At 59.3% G+C, this 16,120-nt stretch carries 18 protein-coding genes, 3 tRNA genes and 1 pseudogene; 14 read left to right on the top strand and 8 right to left on the bottom strand.

From position 1 onward, the window contains the following. Positions 1-14 precede the first annotated feature (14 nt). The 9 genes and pseudogenes from C934_RS0121330 (at position 15) to C934_RS0121290 (ending at position 5,824) form a co-directional block, all read left to right on the top strand. Positions 15-926 carry a PhzF family phenazine biosynthesis protein gene (locus C934_RS0121330; protein WP_018858636.1) on the top strand — a complete coding sequence of 304 codons (912 nt, stop codon included), beginning with the start codon at positions 15-17 and terminating at the stop codon, positions 924-926. Positions 927-1,050: 124 nt separating this feature from the next. Next, positions 1,051-1,126: transfer RNA gene (locus C934_RS0121325), tRNA-Lys, on the top strand. A 191-nt stretch (positions 1,127-1,317) separates the two neighbouring features. Continuing rightward, entirely contained in the window at positions 1,318-1,596 is a 279-nt protein-coding gene (locus C934_RS0121320; protein WP_210258390.1) for a hypothetical protein, read from the top strand. Between the two features lie 487 nt (positions 1,597-2,083). Continuing rightward, on the top strand, positions 2,084-2,266 hold the full coding sequence (locus tag C934_RS35775) for a hypothetical protein (RefSeq protein WP_082728602.1): 183 nt from the start codon (positions 2,084-2,086) through the stop codon (positions 2,264-2,266). Between the two features lie 141 nt (positions 2,267-2,407). Next, positions 2,408-2,652, top strand: a pseudogene (locus C934_RS33880) (DUF1236 domain-containing protein); the annotation flags it as partial. A 392-nt stretch (positions 2,653-3,044) separates the two neighbouring features. Next, complete coding sequence (locus tag C934_RS0121305) at positions 3,045-3,641, top strand: BA14K family protein (RefSeq protein WP_018858634.1); 597 nt, start codon at positions 3,045-3,047, stop codon at positions 3,639-3,641. A 668-nt stretch (positions 3,642-4,309) separates the two neighbouring features. Beyond that, a complete protein-coding gene (locus tag C934_RS33870) occupies positions 4,310-4,582 on the top strand; it encodes a hypothetical protein (RefSeq protein WP_082728603.1) in 273 nt (90 codons plus the stop codon). Between the two features lie 376 nt (positions 4,583-4,958). Beyond that, on the top strand, positions 4,959-5,480 hold the full coding sequence (locus C934_RS0121295; RefSeq protein ID WP_018117092.1) for a DUF992 domain-containing protein: 522 nt from the start codon (positions 4,959-4,961) through the stop codon (positions 5,478-5,480). A gap of 92 nt (positions 5,481-5,572) precedes the next feature. Then, the gene (locus C934_RS0121290; RefSeq protein WP_026371977.1) at positions 5,573-5,824 is read left to right on the top strand and encodes a hypothetical protein; all 252 of its coding nucleotides are present in this window, start codon (positions 5,573-5,575) and stop codon (positions 5,822-5,824) included. Between the two features lie 14 nt (positions 5,825-5,838). Here the strand turns inward: C934_RS0121290 and C934_RS35770 are convergent, their stop codons facing one another. Together C934_RS35770 and C934_RS0121280 are read right to left on the bottom strand one after the other, a co-directional pair. Next, the gene (locus C934_RS35770) at positions 5,839-6,024 is read right to left on the bottom strand and encodes a hypothetical protein (protein WP_018117094.1); all 186 of its coding nucleotides are present in this window, start codon (positions 6,022-6,024) and stop codon (positions 5,839-5,841) included. 101 nt (positions 6,025-6,125) lie between these two features. Further along, on the bottom strand, positions 6,126-7,067 hold the full coding sequence (locus C934_RS0121280) for a lytic transglycosylase domain-containing protein (protein WP_018858632.1): 942 nt from the start codon (positions 7,065-7,067) through the stop codon (positions 6,126-6,128). A gap of 211 nt (positions 7,068-7,278) precedes the next feature. Here C934_RS0121280 and C934_RS0121275 point away from each other — a divergent pair, with 211 nt between their 5' ends. The 3 genes from C934_RS0121275 (at position 7,279) to C934_RS0121265 (ending at position 10,832) form a co-directional block, all read left to right on the top strand. Next, positions 7,279-8,043, top strand: a complete 765-nt coding sequence (locus C934_RS0121275; RefSeq protein ID WP_018858631.1) for a TIM barrel protein — start codon at positions 7,279-7,281, stop codon at positions 8,041-8,043. A 121-nt stretch (positions 8,044-8,164) separates the two neighbouring features. After that, a complete protein-coding gene (locus C934_RS0121270; RefSeq protein WP_018858630.1) occupies positions 8,165-9,391 on the top strand; it encodes an adenylate/guanylate cyclase domain-containing protein in 1,227 nt (408 codons plus the stop codon). 109 nt (positions 9,392-9,500) lie between these two features. Beyond that, positions 9,501-10,832, top strand: coding sequence for an NAD(P)/FAD-dependent oxidoreductase (locus tag C934_RS0121265; protein WP_018858629.1), 1,332 nt, complete (start codon positions 9,501-9,503; stop codon positions 10,830-10,832). Between the two features lie 60 nt (positions 10,833-10,892). Here the strand turns inward: C934_RS0121265 and C934_RS0121260 are convergent. The 6 genes from C934_RS0121260 to gloA all read right to left on the bottom strand — a co-directional run bounded on the left by C934_RS0121260 (position 10,893) and on the right by gloA (position 14,744). Then, a tRNA-Glu gene (locus tag C934_RS0121260) sits at positions 10,893-10,967 on the bottom strand. 93 nt (positions 10,968-11,060) lie between these two features. Beyond that, a complete protein-coding gene (locus C934_RS0121255; RefSeq protein ID WP_018858628.1) occupies positions 11,061-11,612 on the bottom strand; it encodes an alpha/beta fold hydrolase in 552 nt (183 codons plus the stop codon). Positions 11,613-11,774: 162 nt separating this feature from the next. Then, positions 11,775-12,545 carry an SDR family NAD(P)-dependent oxidoreductase gene (locus C934_RS0121250; protein WP_026371976.1) on the bottom strand — a complete coding sequence of 257 codons (771 nt, stop codon included), beginning with the start codon at positions 12,543-12,545 and terminating at the stop codon, positions 11,775-11,777. A 266-nt stretch (positions 12,546-12,811) separates the two neighbouring features. Further along, positions 12,812-12,886: transfer RNA gene (locus C934_RS0121245), tRNA-Glu, on the bottom strand. A 197-nt stretch (positions 12,887-13,083) separates the two neighbouring features. Next, positions 13,084-14,148, bottom strand: coding sequence for a YcbK family protein (locus C934_RS0121240; protein WP_018858626.1), 1,065 nt, complete (start codon positions 14,146-14,148; stop codon positions 13,084-13,086). Between the two features lie 155 nt (positions 14,149-14,303). Beyond that, positions 14,304-14,744, bottom strand: coding sequence for a lactoylglutathione lyase (gloA, locus tag C934_RS0121235; RefSeq protein WP_018858625.1), 441 nt, complete (start codon positions 14,742-14,744; stop codon positions 14,304-14,306). A 205-nt stretch (positions 14,745-14,949) separates the two neighbouring features. On the opposite strand from gloA, the gene C934_RS0121230 reads away from it, so the two are divergent. Together C934_RS0121230 and C934_RS0121225 are read left to right on the top strand one after the other, a co-directional pair. Then, the gene (locus C934_RS0121230; protein WP_018117103.1) at positions 14,950-15,528 is read left to right on the top strand and encodes a cold-shock protein; all 579 of its coding nucleotides are present in this window, start codon (positions 14,950-14,952) and stop codon (positions 15,526-15,528) included. Continuing rightward, positions 15,528-16,010: a DUF192 domain-containing protein gene (locus C934_RS0121225; RefSeq protein WP_018858624.1), complete on the top strand. Its 483-nt coding sequence runs from the start codon at positions 15,528-15,530 to the stop codon at positions 16,008-16,010. The genes C934_RS0121230 and C934_RS0121225 overlap by 1 nt, the downstream gene beginning before the upstream one ends. Positions 16,011-16,120 lie beyond the last annotated feature (110 nt).

Raw genomic sequence — 16,120 nt, 5'->3', positions numbered from 1 at the left:
ATCAGGAGGCCGATGTGGGGCGAAGCTACAGCGTCTATGACGTGTTCACCGACCGCAAGCTCGCCGGAAATCCGCTCGCCGTTATCTTCGATGGTGACGATTTGAGCGATGACGCCATGCAGGCGATCGCCAAGGAAATGAGCCTCTCGGAAACGGTCTTCGTGCAGCCGTCGGGTAATCCCGCTTACACGGCGAGAATCCGCATCTTCACGCCCGGGCGGGAGCTTCCCTTTGCAGGGCATCCGACCGTTGGAACGGCGATCGCTCTCGCCGAGCAGGCGCATGGCGGCTCGAGCATCGATCTCGTTTCGGTGCTGGAGGAAAATGTCGGACCGGTGCGTTGCGCCGTTCGCCTGCGGGAAGGCGAGGCGAGTTTTGCCGAGTTCGACCTGCCGCGGAAGTCGCAGCAGATCACGATGCCGCTCGACAAGCTTGGAATCGCCAATGCTTTGTCGTTGAAGACGACCGAGATCGGCTTTGAGAACCACGTACCGTCGTTGTGGAGCGCCGGCGTGCCGTACCTGATGGTGCCGGTGCACGACGTCGGCGCCGCGCAGCACATGGAGTTCGACCCGCAACTTTGGGAAGAGACCGTTCCCTTCGTGGATGGCGCGCTTGCCTCGGCCTATATCTACTGCCGGGGCGGCGTGAACCATGTGGCGAAATTCCATGCGCGGATGTTTGCGAGCGGCATGGGGATCGTGGAGGACCCTGCGACCGGGTCGGCTGCCGCCGCGCTCTCCGGCACCATTCACTATTTCGACCGTCTGACGGACGGGCACCATGGCATGACGATCGAGCAGGGCGTGGAAATGGGCCGGCCATCCTTCATTCATCTGCACATGGATGTTGAAGGCGGAACGATCTCAAATGCCCGGATCGGCGGGCAGGCTGTGCGCATCGCAAGCGGAACGCTGGACCTTTGATTTCATTGCATTTCAGCCATGCGCAAAAATCTTCGCATTTAACCAAAGAATTTTCAGGCAGGCGCTAGACAAGCCGAACGATCCTGTTTATACGCCCCCTCACACCGCGCAACACGGCGGTTACGGGTGATTAGCTCAGTTGGTAGAGCAGCTGACTCTTAATCAGCGGGTCGTAGGTTCGAGCCCTACATCACCCACCAAAAACCTCAAGAAAAGTAAGCAGTTAGAAAAAAACTCCCAAGCGGGAGTTCTGGCCATTCTGCCAATTCTGTCACAAACTTTGTCACAAAATCGAAAGTGGCTTCCGTCATCCAAGCCCCGCGCCTGGACACAGGCGCGTGCATCCCGTCGGCGTTAAAGCAGCGAGTTCTCATTAGAGCAGCGTGGAGGTTTGCAGCTATCGCCGGCGGCTAATGCGGTGCATGTCGACAATGCGGCCGTCAGTTCGACGGATTGCGATCTCGAAGCGGGTGTTGCCTCGCCACGCACGATAGATGAAGAACCTGCCACGGCAGTCGACCCGACGAACATCGCGGAAGCCGCGATTGCGAAGCAGTCGTTCACCCTGACTACAGGTTATCCCTCGACCTCTATTGAGGCTGCTACCGATCCCGATGTGTATGCTGATGTCGGTTTGGGCAATCGCTTCACGGGGAAGCGCCACCGGTGACGCCACTATTGCCAAGGCGAGCACTGATGAGACGAGCGAAGATCCACGCATTATTGTGACGATACTCATAATCATCCTCACTGTTTGACCCATGCCGGTCCTGAAAAACGCCCAACATGACCGTTTCGGCCAGACCATCGCGAGGAAAAGAACGCGATAGTTGCATAGGGCGAGGCCGGCTAGGCCTGACCGTGGCGGCTCCCAGATTATCAGCAAATGTCAGAATCCGTAATCGTGTCGGTGGGTTGCAAACCAGAGACTGGTTCGGCGAGCGATGAAATGGACGATAATTGCGTCAGCGACTTTGAGATGACGAGCTTTCAGCTTGACACGGTGTCAATTGGCAGCCACCGGTTCGAGGCGAAGGCATTGATCGGCGCATGGGTTGTGTGAAGCTTGAATGGAAGCAGGGGACAGCGGTTTAGCGCGGGGCCGCTTTCGTCTAACATCTCTTTCTCGTAAACCGCTGCAGCCAGGAGAAGCATGAATGAGCAGATTTCGGGCATTTGTAGCAGCTGGAGCGATGATCAGTCTTTCCACGCTTCTGTCGGCCTGCGGGACGCCCCCGAACTCGATGGGCAATGCGTCAGGCTATGAGCCGGGAGATTCAATGAATCGAGCCTGCTCCGACGGCTTCAGACCCAGCGACGGCCGGTCCTGCAGTTACTGACGGGCGGTAGCGCCTGCCGAAGGGCGATCCGTCCGACGGCTGCGCGCCCTCGTTGCACGGGATCCTCCCGTCGCCTCTCCAGCAATGGTTTGCGCGCCCTCATCGGTTAGATGACCTTCGCCCGCTGCCATTCCATCACCAATTCCGGGTGCGGCAGTTGGCGCCATGCTTGAGCCGCCGCAGACTTTTGTCACCAATGTCCGCGAGGTCCCGGCTCCGCAGGCACGGGTCGTCGTCGAGGAAAAGATCGTCGTCGGTCAGCCGCTTCCGGAGACCATTGTCCTAACACCTGTTCCCGACAATCCGAATTTTGCTACGCGGTCGTGAACGACGAGCGTGTGATCGTCGAGCCTTCGTCGCGCAAGGCTATCCGGGTTCTCAACTGATCCTGGTTCGAGAGCGCGGCTATGCTGCGCTCAACCAACTCCAATCAAATTTGACGTCAAGGACATACGCTGCGGCTCGATGCCGTACGTTGCGTGCGCCTTGTCGTCCACGGAGAAGAGACATGGAACACAAGAAACTATCCATGATTGTTGGGCAGCGGCGATCGGATAGACGCCGCCGGCGGCGCTTGGCTCGGGTATTGCCGGCAAGACGATAGTGACGCGGAACAAAGTTCCCTCGCACGGGTTTCTTGGCTGATCGCGATTATCTCGACCAGGCCTGCGCCGCCTCGCCATGGGGCATCCGCAAGGCGCCATTTTAAGGCGTCGTGCGGCTCCGCAGATCGAGCGCAGAGGGCGCATGCATCAGTCATGAGGGTAGGGAAGCTGTCATGAGAGCGATTGCAACGATGCTGTTCGGCATTGCCTCGGCTGTCGGGGCCTGTTTCATCGGGGCTGCGGCCGCCACGTACATCCTCGCCGTGCCTGATGGGCGGCAGTTCGCGAATCTGGATACACCGAACCTTTGGACTGCATCTCCCGAGCGGGTTGATGCACGTAGTCAGAAGTTCGAGCGGATTGCGCCCCTTGTGTCAGCGGCCTATCCCGTTACATCCGCAGCACCCAAGCCCAAGGCGGACGTGGTAGCAAATTCCGCGTCCGAGGACGCATCGACGGACGCCGCCTCGGCGTCACTGCGTAACGAGCATCAACAATGGTGCGCGTCGCGATACCGGTCCTATGATCGTGCCCGTGACACCTATCGCTCCTACAGCGGTCAAATCCGCATCTGCGTGTCGCCCTTCGCCGCCCCATCGATGGAGATCACTGGATCGGTGAGTGGAAACCCAGACCATCTCGCGTGGTGCTTTGCGCGTTATGCGTCCTATCGGGCAAACGACAATACATACCAGCCGTACGGCCGACCGAGGCGCGAATGTGTTTCGCCATTCTCCAGCAACACCAGTGCCGAGACTGCCAGCCAATGACGCTGTTCTGGCGAACTTGAGCCACCGCCGGTCCTTTCACACGGAAAAAAAGACTGTGGGAACCAACAGTGTGGCGCCGCGTTTTAGACACAGTTCCAAGGCGATCCGCACACCCGCCTTGGCCTTTCCAAAAGTCCCTGTCATCTGCCCCGCTTGTTGCGGGGCTCCTTTCTGCTTGTCGAGGAAGGGGAGCCACCATGTCACATAAGCGCTACAGTCGTCGCGACGAGCCGCTACATTCCATGGATCTGTCAGTCTGCCTTCGGGTGCTCGATCACATCCGCAACGAGCAGGGGATCGAAGCGTCCTCGACGAATCCGATCGGATCGCCTCAATCATCATCGAGTTTTATCGCCAGGGAGTCCGTGACGAGAAACAGTTGCACACGCTGATCGACGTGGCGCGCGGGTGTGCGGATCGATCTTAGTGGACAAAACGAACAATGGTTGGGAACAGAAGCGAACCACCGGCGTTTTTCGCTCAGGTCGTGCCGCCCTAGGCACGTTGTTTTGAAGTGCAACGATATTAGAGAGCCCCGCCGACACCGCGGGGCTTTTCCTTTGTCGTCTTTTCAGCCGGCTCTTGTAGGACTTAGGTCCTATAGGACCTCAAAAACCTGAACCATATGCAGGCCTGCCGCGTTGATCTCCAGAGAAAGGAGACTGACCATGAAACGGTTGATCATCGCAATGGCCGGCCTCGCAGCAGTACTGGTGAGTGCTCCTGCCGACGCCCAAGGTGTCTATTTCGAGTTCGGTTCCGGCGGCCACAGGTATTATGATGATTCACCACCGCCTCGTTACTACCGATACGGCCCAAGGTACCGTGATTACGACTATGACGGACCGCGCTACGCCCGCCGCGACGTATGCTGGAGGGTGCCTTACCAGCACCGAAGCCACCACCACTATATCACCAGGTATAGAACGGTTTGCGAATAGAGAATCGGCCTCGCGTGAAGCGAGGCTTTTTCTCGGGAACCTGGCGTTTCTGCCGCCATCCGCCCTAGACGCCCCAGCCTGATTTTGCCGCGTTGGCCGTCCCACCTATGCACGGCGGTTTTCTCGGGCCTACTTCTCCCGGTCCTCAAGGCAGAACTGTCTCACCAAAATCGGTCTGAGGTCGCGGATCGGGCGAGCCCTTGTGTTTGGCTGTGATCGAGCTGTTTTAGATGGGCGGCGCGCTGCCGTGCGCTGGCAAGGATGCTCACGAATTGGCTCAATTAGCGTGCAAGATCGGAAGGGCAGCCATGCATCAGCGGCCTTGGTAAATCATAGCGATGCGCTATCTATCTCCGTGCAATACAAGGAGAAAATGATGAAGAAGATTGCAACCGCAGTTGCTGCCGTATCGCTGATGCAAGCCTTGGCCACGAGCGTCGGTGCTGCCGATTTGGTCACCACTTATCAGCAGCCCGAGCCCGACCTGAGTGACGGCGTCAAGATCGGGATTCTGACCTGTGACGTCGGTGGCGGTGTCGGTTATGTCCTCGGTTCGGCAAAATCGGTTGATTGCGTTTTCAGCCCGACATCGGGCAGCGAGACGCAGGATCGGTACGCGGGTGCGATCCGCAAACTGGGCGTTGATGTCGGATTTACCACGCGCGGCCGGATTGTGTGGGCGGTGTTTGCGCCGACGACGGGATACCATCGCGGTTCGCTGGGCGGCCTTTACCAGGGCGCATCGGCCGAAGCGACGCTTGTCGCCGGTGTTGGTGCCAACATCCTCGTCGGCGGCACCAGTGGCTCGGTGCAGTTGCAGACGCTGAGCGTGACCGGACAGCTCGGCCTCAACGTTGCCGCTACCGGAACGTCCATGACGTTGACGCCACAAGGCTAACGGCGTCTCGCCGGCTATCGATTGGCGCGCTCTTGAATAAATCTGGCCGCATTCTTGTGCGGCCAGCTTGGGCTTCGGCTCAGGAGGGAGAGATGAGATATACCCCAATAATCATGGCGATAGCGCTTGCCGGCTGCAACACGACTGCACCGCCGCTTGGGCCTGTGCCGGGAAGCCTGACCTATGGACGCGTCGTGCGCTCGCCGTACCCGCCGGGAACGGTGATCAATAACACGTTCCTGGGAAAATGGGGTTACCGCACATTCGAGAAATACGTGGTCCAGCCTGATGGAACGCTTAAGTTGACCTCCCAGCAGACGGCCCCGGATTTTCTGGTCTTCTGATATTTTCGCTGCCGCTATCGAAGTTTCGGTGGCTTACTGGTGATATTCGCCTGAATTTCGTGTTCAGGGACGTGGCGCCCGAGGAGCTTGTGCAATTTGCGCTCTTCGGCGGAATCGGCACCGTTCCGCCTGCCTTGGTTGGCGATGCTCCGGCCCCTCGGCCCCGGATTTCTAATCTGTCGGTTTTGCGTGCTGTGCATGGCTCTTTCCTCCCTCCGGGGAAACGCACAACTCGCGCCAAAGTTCATGGCTCCACGGGAAAATTCGCCGTCGCCGATCCTCAGCAGGGGCCGAAACGGTCTCAGTTTCGGAAGACGGTGCAGGCTGCCCCGGCGGCACGGACAGTCATGCAAACCTTGTCAGCTTCAGCGCGAGTCTCTCTGCCGATACGAGCAGCAAAGCGCGGCCTGAAGCCAAAGCTGCGATCCCGCATGCGCACGATGACCGGCTCCTCGCTCGCGAGAGGTGCGGGAAGTTGACGCGCGACTGCGGTAAATAGGCGAAGTGCTGCGGCATCGTTGCTATTTGCCGCAAGCTGGGCGCCCCATGGCGCCCACTGACCCTGTTGGACCGAGGCGGTTTCGGTCAGGCGGCGCTTGCTGGCAAGCTCTATGCAACCATCGATGAAGGATTTGTCCGGAATGAGAAACTGCGCAGCCTCGACAGGCGGATCGTTCTTCCACTGCTCGATCGTATTCGCCGTGATGTCAAGAACGTAGCTGCGTGTCTCGAAGGGCAGCAGGCCCGTATCGAGATAGTCGGAGAGGCCCTGCTCGCCGGCATTATAGGCCGCGGCAGCGAGGCCGAGATTGCCAAAGCGTATTCGCAGCTCGTCGAGGTAGCGCGCTGATTCCTTGAGGGATTCGAGGATATCGAAACTATCCCTCAATCCGCGCAGCCTTGCGGTGCCAGGCATGAACTGCGCAATGCCCTGCGCGCCTTTGGGACTGATGGCGCCTGCCTGAAAACGGCTCTCCCGCCAGATCAACCGGGCGAAATATTCCGGCGGCAGGTCGTTTTCCCGCGCGAAGTGATCGATCGCGACGCAGAGATCGCGCCCGTAAGTTTCGCGGGTGATACATAGGCGCTCGCCAGAGTTCGGCATGTCGAGGGAATAGACACAGACACGATGCGACGTTGCAGCGGGCGGCTGGGAGAGGGCCATCTGGGTAAGTGCCAACAGAAAGCTGGCCACCAGCGCTACGATGCGTGCTTTGCCAAACGATACGCCCACCGCAGCCATCGTCCCTCTGTCGCCATTCCTGACTTTCTGGATCGAGCCGGAAAAGATACGCCCGTCAATGATGACGGGCGGAGTTGGGAGATTAATACGCACCCGCACGTTAGCAATCTTGAATATGACGTCAAGTCAGAAACGGAGCATGGAAGCTTTTTGCCATTTGCCGCGGCTCGACTATTGTCGGCGAAAGAGTTCCCGATTCAGCGAGGCCGCCATGAGACTTTCCGCCTGCATCGAATGGCTGTTCGCAGCTGACGCCGACAACTTCGCGGACAGGATCCGCCTTGCGCACGCGCACGGCGTGGAGGCAGTCGAATTCTGGAAGTGGACGAACAAGGATATCGGCAGCATCGAATGGGCGCTGACGGAAACCGGCATAGAACTCACGAGTTTTGTGGCGGAACCGATGATTGCCCTGACAGACAGAACCAATAAGGAAGCGTTTCTGAAAGGTCTGAAAAGTTCGATCGCAACGGCAAGACGCCTCGGCGCGCACACCCTGATTGCGCAGGCAGGTGATGATCTTGCCGGCAAGTCTCGCGAGGAGCAGAAGGCAGCGCTGATCGAAACCCTGACCGCCGCCGGCGAAATTCTCGAGGGCAGTGGGGTTCGCCTCGGCCTCGAGCCGCTCAACACGCTGATCGACCACGTCGGCTATTTCCTTCATTCAACAGTGGAAGGTCTCGAGATCGTAAGGGCGACGGGGCGTTCCGAGATCGGCATTGTCTATGATGTCTATCATTCCGCCGTCATGGGAGAGGACACGGCCGAGGTGATCGGCGATGATATCGACCGAGTTTTCCACGTCCATGTAGCCGATCATCCGGGACGGAATGAGCCCGGCAGCGGAAATGTCGACCTTAAGCGACGGGTCGATTGGCTTGTCGAACATGGCTACCGAGGCGCGATCGGGCTGGAATACAGGCCGCTGGCAGCGAGCGCTGCGACGATTGTGGAGACCCGGCGTATGCTCGGCTAGAAGCCGGGTGACTCAGACTCCGGTGGACGCAACCATTTCAATCTGCAGAGTCACGCACCATCTAGGGGATGAATGATGTCCTTCCTCAATCGGGACGCGACCGTGTTTGTGGAGTATAACCATGCAATCCGTTTCGGACGTGCCTTTGTCCTTCAACGATCAGAGTGAGGGCGTGTGGCCCTCGCGTCGGCGAAAGATCATCGATTGGCTGGTCACGGAAACGCGTGACGAGCGCTTCATCGACAACATCTTCGTGCAGATGTGCCAGCGGCTCCGGAACGAAGGCGTACCGGTAGCGCGCGCATCGTTGCACTTCAGGACGCTTCATCCGCAATGGCTCGGAGCACGTATCCTGTGGCGCACCGGGTTGGCCGAGGCCAAGATCGATACGTTCGGCTATGGCGTCGAGAGGACACCGCAGTTTCGCAACAGTCCGGTCAACGAGATCTTCAGCGGCGCGATCGAGGTTCGCAAAAACCTCGAGGCTATGAGAGACGGAGACGGCCACCATCAATTTTATGACGAACTGATACGTGATGGGCTTACGGAATATATCGCTTGGCCGATGGAGCACACACTCGGAAAGCGCCACATCGCGACCTTCACCAGCGACCGGCCCGGCGGTTTTTCTGACGAGCACATTGCTTTCCTCCAGGATCTTCTGCCCGCCTTGACACTGGTGACCGAGATCCGCCTCAAGAACATTCTCGCGCGCACGTTGTTGGAGACCTATGTCGGGCCGCATGCCAGCGGACAGATCCTTGCTGGGGCGACAACACGTGGCAGCGGGGCCACCGTCGGTGCGGCGATCCTGATCTGCGATCTGCGCGATTTCACGACGATCTCGGATCAATGGCCGCGCGATGACGTGATCGAGTTGCTGAACGGCTATTTCGACGCGATGTCGGAGCCAATTGAGAAACACGGCGGCGAGATCCTAAAATTCATGGGCGACGGGATGTTGGCGATCTTCCCGCTGACCGATCCGATGGCCTGCAGAAACCTCCTGACGGCGATCAAGGAGGCCGACGCCGCGGTCGCTGCGCTCAACGAGGAGAATGCGCGCGAGGGTCGCGAGGTGCTGCGCTACGGTATCGGCGTGCATGTCGGCGACGTCATGTATGGCAACATCGGCTCGCGCCGCCGGTTGGATTTCACGGTCATTGGGCCTGCGGTCAACGTGGCATCGCGTCTGGAAAGCCTGACGAAAGAGATCAAGCGGCCGGTGCTCTTCTCCAGGGCCTTCGTCGAGATGGCTTCGTGCAAGGAAGGCATGGAAAGCCTCGGCGCGTTCCCTCTGCGTGGTTTGGGCGAGCCAGTTGATGTGTTTGCCTTCAAGCGATCCTGAAGCTGTAAGATATGCAGACGAAGCGCGGGCAGGGTTCCTAAAATCGGGGCGGGGTTGTAGGGCTACACAAGCCAAACGATCTTGAGTCCCAGCCAGGAGACAATCCCTCATGCCCGGTCCCTATGTTGTTCCCGTCCATGGCGACGAGGAGCTTCCGAAAGAGTGCGACGTCGTTGTGATCGGCGGCGGCATTGTCGGTTGCTCCACGGCGCTGGAACTCGCCGAACGCGGCCTGCGCGTGACGCTTTGCGAGAAAGGCGGGATTGGGAAGGAACAATCGAGCCGGAACTGGGGCTGGGTGCGGATCTCGATGCGCGATCCGCGCGAGGTGCCGCTGATGGCAGAGGCGCTGAGAATCTGGGATGGCCTCGACAAGCGCACGGGGCGCGATACGGGTTTCAAGCGCACCGGCATCATCTTCACCTGCGCCAATGATAAGGAGGTGGCGGAGCGCGAGCGTTGGCGCACCAATCTGGACGGCTACCAGATCGAATCCCGCATGCTAACGGCGCAAGAATTCGGTGAAACGGTTCCCGGCTCAAGTGTCGATATGGCGGGAGCGCTCTACACGCCGGCCGATGGGCGGGCGGAGCCGCAGAAGGCGGCACCGGCGATCGCCGAAGCGGCACGCGACAAGGGAGCGACCATTCTCACGGAGTGCGCTGTACGCGGCATCGAGACCTCGGCAGGGGCCGTTAGCGGTGTCGTGACGGAACGCGGCGCGATCGCCTGCAAGGCCGTGGTCCTGGCCGGCGGCGCGTGGTCCAGCCTGTTTGCCGGTCGCTTCGGCATCGATCTGCCGCAACTGAAGGTGCTGAACAGCGTTATGCGCACGAAGCCGCTGGAAGACGGGCCGGCGCAAACGATATGGGCCAAGGATTTCGCTATCCGCAAGCGGCAGGACGGTGGTTACACAGTGGCCTGCGGCCACGACAACATCGTCGATATCGTGCCGGCCTCGTTCCGCCATGCTGCTGCGTTTCTGCCGGCCTTGCGGGCAGAGTGGAAGTCGCTTTCCTTCCGCCTCGCTGGCCGCTTCTTTGACGAGCTGCGCATTCCGCGGCGCTGGTCAATGGATGACGCAAGTCCGTTCGAGTATCACCGTGTTCTCGATCCGGTGCCCTCGAAGAAGTTGACGCTGGATGCACTTGACAGTCTGAAGAAGGCGTTTCCGGTTTTCGCAAAGGCGGAAATCGCACAGCGTTGGGGCGGCTACATCGATGTCACGCCGGATGCCGTGCCCGTCATCTCGGCGGTCGATTCCATTCCCGGCTTTCATATCGCGACCGGATTCTCCGGCCACGGTTTCGGCATTGGACCGGCAGCGGGACGGCTGATGGCTGATATCGTCACGGGCCGGGCGCCCGTCGTCGACCCGAAAGCGTTCCGGCTCTCGCGCTTCAGCGACGGCTCGAAGGTAGAACTGATCAGCGGCTTCTGATTTCGTGTATGAATGGAACTCGCGCCAATGCGCCATTCGGCAATCTGGAATCGAGTGGTTTGGTACGCCCTAGGGGAATCGAACCCCTCTTTACAGAATGAGAATCTGTTGTCCTAACCGATAGACGAAGGGCGCATCTGACAAGAAAATAGGAACGGCATGGCTGTTCGGCAAGACGTTCAGCTTGCTGGAAAAGAGAACCGGCGCGCGCTTCGGCGTGCTGACAGCTTAGCCGGCTGAAAGTATGTCTCGTGCAACGTCGCTCATATCGTTGTTGAGCTGGTGATCCCTGCGGTCGAGTGTGCGGACGACGGCGTGCGGAATCGCCTTCGCACAGAGATGAACATGGGCAGTGGGTACCACGTCGTCGGCGGCGCCATGATAGAGATAGATGGGAAGGCCGGGCGGGAGACCCTCTGAGACGTCCTTGCAGTCGCCGATGCCGTCGCTCGGCCATCCGCCTTCGCCGATGAAGGGCGCAGCGATGACGAATAGCCCTCCGAACCTCGGTTTCGGCTGCTGTTCGGCAAGCACATGGATCAAAATGGTGCCGCCGACCGAGTGAGCGACGAGAATTGCCCCGTCGTCCAGCGAAGCGAGTTCTCTCGTTAACGCAGGCTCCCACGCTGCGTAGCTTGGATCGTCCTCATTGGGCATTCGGGGATAGCGGACGGTATAGCTTTCGCCGAGTTCGCGCTCGAGGCTGGTCACGAGCTTGCTGTCCCAGCAATCGTAGACGCCTTCGCCGGCTCCTTGTACGAAGAGGACCTGCCTAGCCATCCGGCAACTCTATTCGGTGGGGCAGGCCGAAGCAAGGCTGGTCCATACTCAGCATGAGTAGCGATACCAACGCGTCGTCGAATCCAGGCTGAAATTCAAAGAAACCGACACGCCCCACGGAAAATCGTCGTTCTCGTCTGCATAGCATTGTGCACCTCGGCATCAGGCGACTGACCATCCGCCGTCTACGAGCAGGTTCGCGCCGGTGACTAGGCTCGCAGCTGGTGACGCAAGGAAGACGACGGCACCCACCACATCATCGGTTTCACCGATCCGGCCGAGCGGAATGTGAGCAAGCGTCGCTTTGTAATTGTCGGCGTCGGATAGAAAAGGTGCCGTACCATCCGTGTGGATGAACGTCGGCGATACGGTATTCACGGTGACATTATAGCGTGCCCATTCGGCTGCAAGACAGCGCGTGAGGTGATTGATTGCCGCCTTGCTCATGCAATAGATTGCCTCGCCGCGCAGTGCCACGGTGCCGGCCTGTGAGCTGATGTTGATGATCCGGCCGCTGTTGCGCTTGATCATCTGACGGCCCACCGCCTGCGTCATCAGAAACGTGCCCTTGATGTTGACATCAAGTATTTCGTCAAGGTCTTTCTCCTCAACGAGTTCTGCAAGATTGCCCGGAGCCACGCCGACGTTGTTGACGAGTACGTCGATCCGACCGAACTTCGTAAGCGCCGCGTCGACGGCTTGTGCGATATGGACCCTGTTGGGAATGTCCAATTCGACAGGGAGGACCTTTCGTCCCATGCCCTCGAGTTCGGCGACCAGGCCTGCCGACGCCGCGACATCGCGGATCCCCAAGACAATATCGGAGCCGCCTGCGGCACAGGCAAGCGCGCAAGCCCGACCGATGCCACGGCTCGCTCCCGTCACGAAAGTCACCTTGCCCGCAAGGCTGAAGTCCGGCGCGTTCTTCTGCATAATCATCCCTCCCTCGATGAAGCTCATTTATGGCAGCGTCGACGCTCGGATGCCAGATGTTCTGCGCACGCTGAGGAGGCCGACTGGAGGAAGCAGGCGTGTCGCCGAGTCGCGAGTCAAGGCGAGGGCGCTACAGGCTCAAGGGCTACGCGTCGTCGGTTGACCGACCGGATTTCATTCCAGATTCACTAGCATTTGACGCGACGCACAACAATGTTACGAGGATATCGTGTAAACGTCAAAAGCCAAATGATTTCAATGACCGATGGCACGCCCTAGGGGAGTCGAACCCCTCTTCCCAGAATGAAAATCTGGTGTCCTAACCGATAGACGAAGGGCGCTTCCTTCGTGGTGGCGCCCTTATAGTCAGGCACTTTGAATCCCGCAAGCAGCAAATTGGATTTTTTTCAAAATAATGACAGGATTCTTTTGCGGCAGCGAAATGGCGTTTATTGCAGCCGAATCAAAACGCTATGGATCGATGTTCCCAATCCTTCACACGAGCTTTCGTAACGCTAATGGCAGCGAAGCGTGAGCGTCACAGAGCGCGAGCAAGGGGCGATGCAGCCGTCCCACCACCGCAGCCCCAGTTCCAGTCGCGGCTTTTTCCGGTATCGAGATGTACGGAGTTCGTGTGGCAGTAGGTACCGACACCGCCGCGATCAGGCAGCGAGCGGATATAGCTTGCGATATCCCATTTCGACACGCCGTCGATCTGAATATCGGCCGCGTCGCATGTCTTGTGCATGGATTCTTCGGCGCCGCCGACCATGCGATTATGGTCCGGGTCGCGATATCCCGACGTGACGACGAGCGGCTTGCCAAAGTGCGTTTCGACCGCCCTGATCACATTCAACAAGTTCGGCTTGAAGCAGCCGACCTCTACCTTGTCGTTTTGAAGATGCAGGCCGTTGGGCGCAATTCGCGTCATGCCGGGCAGTGAGGCTTTTTGCAGTAGCCCGGAGAGACTGCCGAGCAGGTTTTGCCTCGGCGCGCTATAGAGCGCATTCATCGTCTGGCCTGCCAGTGCTCCGGTCGAGAGCGAGGCACTCTGAACCGGCTCGCCGCGTATGGCCGTGTTCTGTGAGGACTGCTGCGGCAACAGGGGTTGAGTCTGCTGCGTTTGCTGGGGCTGATCGACAGGAAGCTGGCTGCTGTAGACGCTCGAGCGCATGGGGCTGACACCAGCCGGCGTGTAGGCGTTGCCCGTGACGGGCTGCACCTGGGTCGATGTCGGGTTGTTCTGCGGCAGCGTGTGTGCCGAGAAGATGCTCATCGCCTGCGCGTTGATCCCAGTTGATTGCATTGCGAGACCGCCGATATTGGCGGGAGCCGAAGCGGTCGATCCTACTGCCATCGACTGCGCGGCCGGAACCTGTGCCGGCTGCTGACCCGATACATTCGCCACCATAGGGTCGCGATAGCCGGGTTGGGCGGTGGGCGAGGCGGTGGCCTGTTGAACGGCCGCAGTCGATTCGACTGGGGAAACGACAGCGGCAGCGTCGGCGGCCTTCTTGTTTGACACGCAGCCGCTGAGCACCAGCGCTGACGTGGCGATGAGAAGGGCAGGTCCGAAAGGTATCCGCTTTTCAACAGCGAGCACGCGAGCATTCTCCAGAGGACGGCGAGTGCTGCGCCAAAACGCATCGTTCGCCTCGAGTCGGCTGGAGAGTGCCCGCGCCACTGGCCTGCGGCAAGCGCGATGCGGACACGCAGGTCCGAAATCGCCAAAGCCGCAAGCCTCGCAAAAGCCTCGACTTACCAGGCGCCGGTATTGCCCATCGAAGCCCAGGGCTCGGCTGTCGGGAGGCTGCCGCCCTTCTGCAGAATCTCGATCGAGATCCCGTCCGGGGAGCGCACGAAGGCCATGTGACCGTCGCGCGGCGGACGATTGATGGTGATGCCGTTGTCCATCAGCTTCTGGCAGGTGGCATAGATATCGTCGACCTCATAGGCGAGGTGACCGAAATTGCGGCCGCCCGTGTAGTCCTCGGTATCCCAATTGTAGGTCAGTTCCAGGCAGGGCGCGCCCTTGGCACTGGCCTCGGTTTTGTCGCCGGGCGCTGCAAGGAAAACGAGCGTGAAGCGGCCCTTCTCGTTCTCCGTGCGCCTAATTTCCTCGAGTCCGAAGAGCTTGGTGTAAAAATGCAGGGAGGCGTCCAGATCTTTCACGCGAACCATGGTGTGGAGATAACGCATTCTATTTCCTCTCTAATGCGGGGTCTTGGATTCTGTCGGAATCTTATGTGGCGGAACACCAGCTTCGGGCAAGATAGCGGGGTATGATTGGCAACTGCGAATAATCGAAAAGTAGGACTTGCGCTAATCCGTTACCAACATGTTAATCTTGATGTGAAGAATCAGTTAACCGTAACAGTGTGACGCGTATTGAGGGACTGGCGATATGGCTGACAGAATTTCGTCAAAGGAATTCAGCGACCTCGATCAACTCGCGGGGGAAGCGGTCGATCTCATTGAAATCACTGGCGTCGTCAAGTGGTTTGACGTGGCCAAGGGCTTCGGTTTCATCGTTCCCGACAACGGTATGCAGGATGTTCTTCTTCATGTGACCTGCCTGCGTCGCGACGGCTACCAGACAATTCTCGAGGGTACGCGGATCGTTGCGCTCATCCAACGGCGCGAACGCGGTTACCAGGCGTTCAAAATCCTTTCCATGGACCAGTCGACGGCTGTACACCCTTCGATGCTGCCGCCGGTCCGCACGCATGTGCAGGTGACGGCGACGAGCGGGCTCGAGCGTGCGCTGGTCAAGTGGTTCAATCGCACGAAGGGCTTCGGCTTCCTGACGCGGGGCGAGGGGACGGAGGATATTTTCGTCCACATGGAAACGCTGCGTCGGTTTGGTCTCACGGAATTGCGTCCGGGGCAGGTGGTGCTCGTCCGTTACGGCGATGGCGACAAGGGGCTGATGGCCGCTGAGATCCATCCCGATGTGCCGAGCCCGGTGAGCCGCGCGCACTGATGCGTATGTCTGCAGCTCACTGGATCAGAAGCGCCATCGCGGCGCTTTTTTTCATTCTCGCCGTGCCGGCCCTTTCCCAACAGCCGATAACCTTCGACAAGGAACCGCTGATTATCCAGACGGCGTCCGGCAAGCGGCTGAATTTCATCGTTGAGATAGCCGACACCAACGAGCAACGCCAGCGCGGGCTGATGTATCGCAAGGACATGGCCGAAGACGCCGGCATGATCTTCGATTTCGGCGTTTCGCGGCGGGTGCAGATGTGGATGGAGAACACCATCCTGCCGCTCGACATGCTGTTCGTCGACTCGACGGGCACGATCCGCAACATCAAGCAGAACGCGGTGCCGTACTCCGAGGACATCATCGATTCGATGACGGAGGTGAAGTACGTGATCGAACTCAATGCCGGTGTAACGGCCAAGCTCGGCATCAAGCCTGGCGACAAGGTGATGAGCGCCACGACGACCAAGAAAAAGTAGGCGTTCGCGCCACGCGGTGACACGGGGCTGCTTGAGGCAGCGCCGAATTTCTCCCGAAAAGCGGGAATGCAGCGGGTGTCTTGTTCCTCGACAGGCCCGGCGTGAGAAGG

Source organism: Rhizobium sp. 42MFCr.1, assembly GCF_000377185.1.
GTDB lineage: Bacteria > Pseudomonadota > Alphaproteobacteria > Rhizobiales > Rhizobiaceae > Rhizobium > Rhizobium altiplani.
Note: the sequence above shows the minus strand (reverse complement) of the source record. Positions and strands in the feature narration are given on the sequence as shown.

Excerpts from the sequence above, each read along its gene's own strand:
- C934_RS35775 (WP_082728602.1), top strand. The coding sequence starts at position 2,084 with ATGAGCAGATTTCGGGCATTTGTAGCAGCTGGAGCGATGATCAGTCTT.
- C934_RS0121305 (WP_018858634.1), top strand. The coding sequence starts at position 3,045 with ATGAGAGCGATTGCAACGATGCTGTTCGGCATTGCCTCGGCTGTCGGG.
- C934_RS33870 (WP_082728603.1), top strand. The coding sequence starts at position 4,310 with ATGAAACGGTTGATCATCGCAATGGCCGGCCTCGCAGCAGTACTGGTG.
- C934_RS0121295 (WP_018117092.1), top strand. The coding sequence starts at position 4,959 with ATGAAGAAGATTGCAACCGCAGTTGCTGCCGTATCGCTGATGCAAGCC.
- C934_RS0121290 (WP_026371977.1), top strand. The coding sequence starts at position 5,573 with ATGAGATATACCCCAATAATCATGGCGATAGCGCTTGCCGGCTGCAAC.
- C934_RS35770 (WP_018117094.1), bottom strand. The coding sequence starts at position 6,024 with ATGCACAGCACGCAAAACCGACAGATTAGAAATCCGGGGCCGAGGGGC.
- C934_RS0121280 (WP_018858632.1), bottom strand. The coding sequence starts at position 7,067 with ATGGCTGCGGTGGGCGTATCGTTTGGCAAAGCACGCATCGTAGCGCTG.
- C934_RS0121275 (WP_018858631.1), top strand. The coding sequence starts at position 7,279 with ATGAGACTTTCCGCCTGCATCGAATGGCTGTTCGCAGCTGACGCCGAC.
- C934_RS0121270 (WP_018858630.1), top strand. The coding sequence starts at position 8,165 with ATGCAATCCGTTTCGGACGTGCCTTTGTCCTTCAACGATCAGAGTGAG.
- C934_RS0121265 (WP_018858629.1), top strand. The coding sequence starts at position 9,501 with ATGCCCGGTCCCTATGTTGTTCCCGTCCATGGCGACGAGGAGCTTCCG.
- C934_RS0121255 (WP_018858628.1), bottom strand. The coding sequence starts at position 11,612 with ATGGCTAGGCAGGTCCTCTTCGTACAAGGAGCCGGCGAAGGCGTCTAC.
- C934_RS0121250 (WP_026371976.1), bottom strand. The coding sequence starts at position 12,545 with ATGCAGAAGAACGCGCCGGACTTCAGCCTTGCGGGCAAGGTGACTTTC.
- gloA (WP_018858625.1), bottom strand. The coding sequence starts at position 14,744 with ATGCGTTATCTCCACACCATGGTTCGCGTGAAAGATCTGGACGCCTCC.
- C934_RS0121230 (WP_018117103.1), top strand. The coding sequence starts at position 14,950 with ATGGCTGACAGAATTTCGTCAAAGGAATTCAGCGACCTCGATCAACTC.
- C934_RS0121225 (WP_018858624.1), top strand. The coding sequence starts at position 15,528 with ATGCGTATGTCTGCAGCTCACTGGATCAGAAGCGCCATCGCGGCGCTT.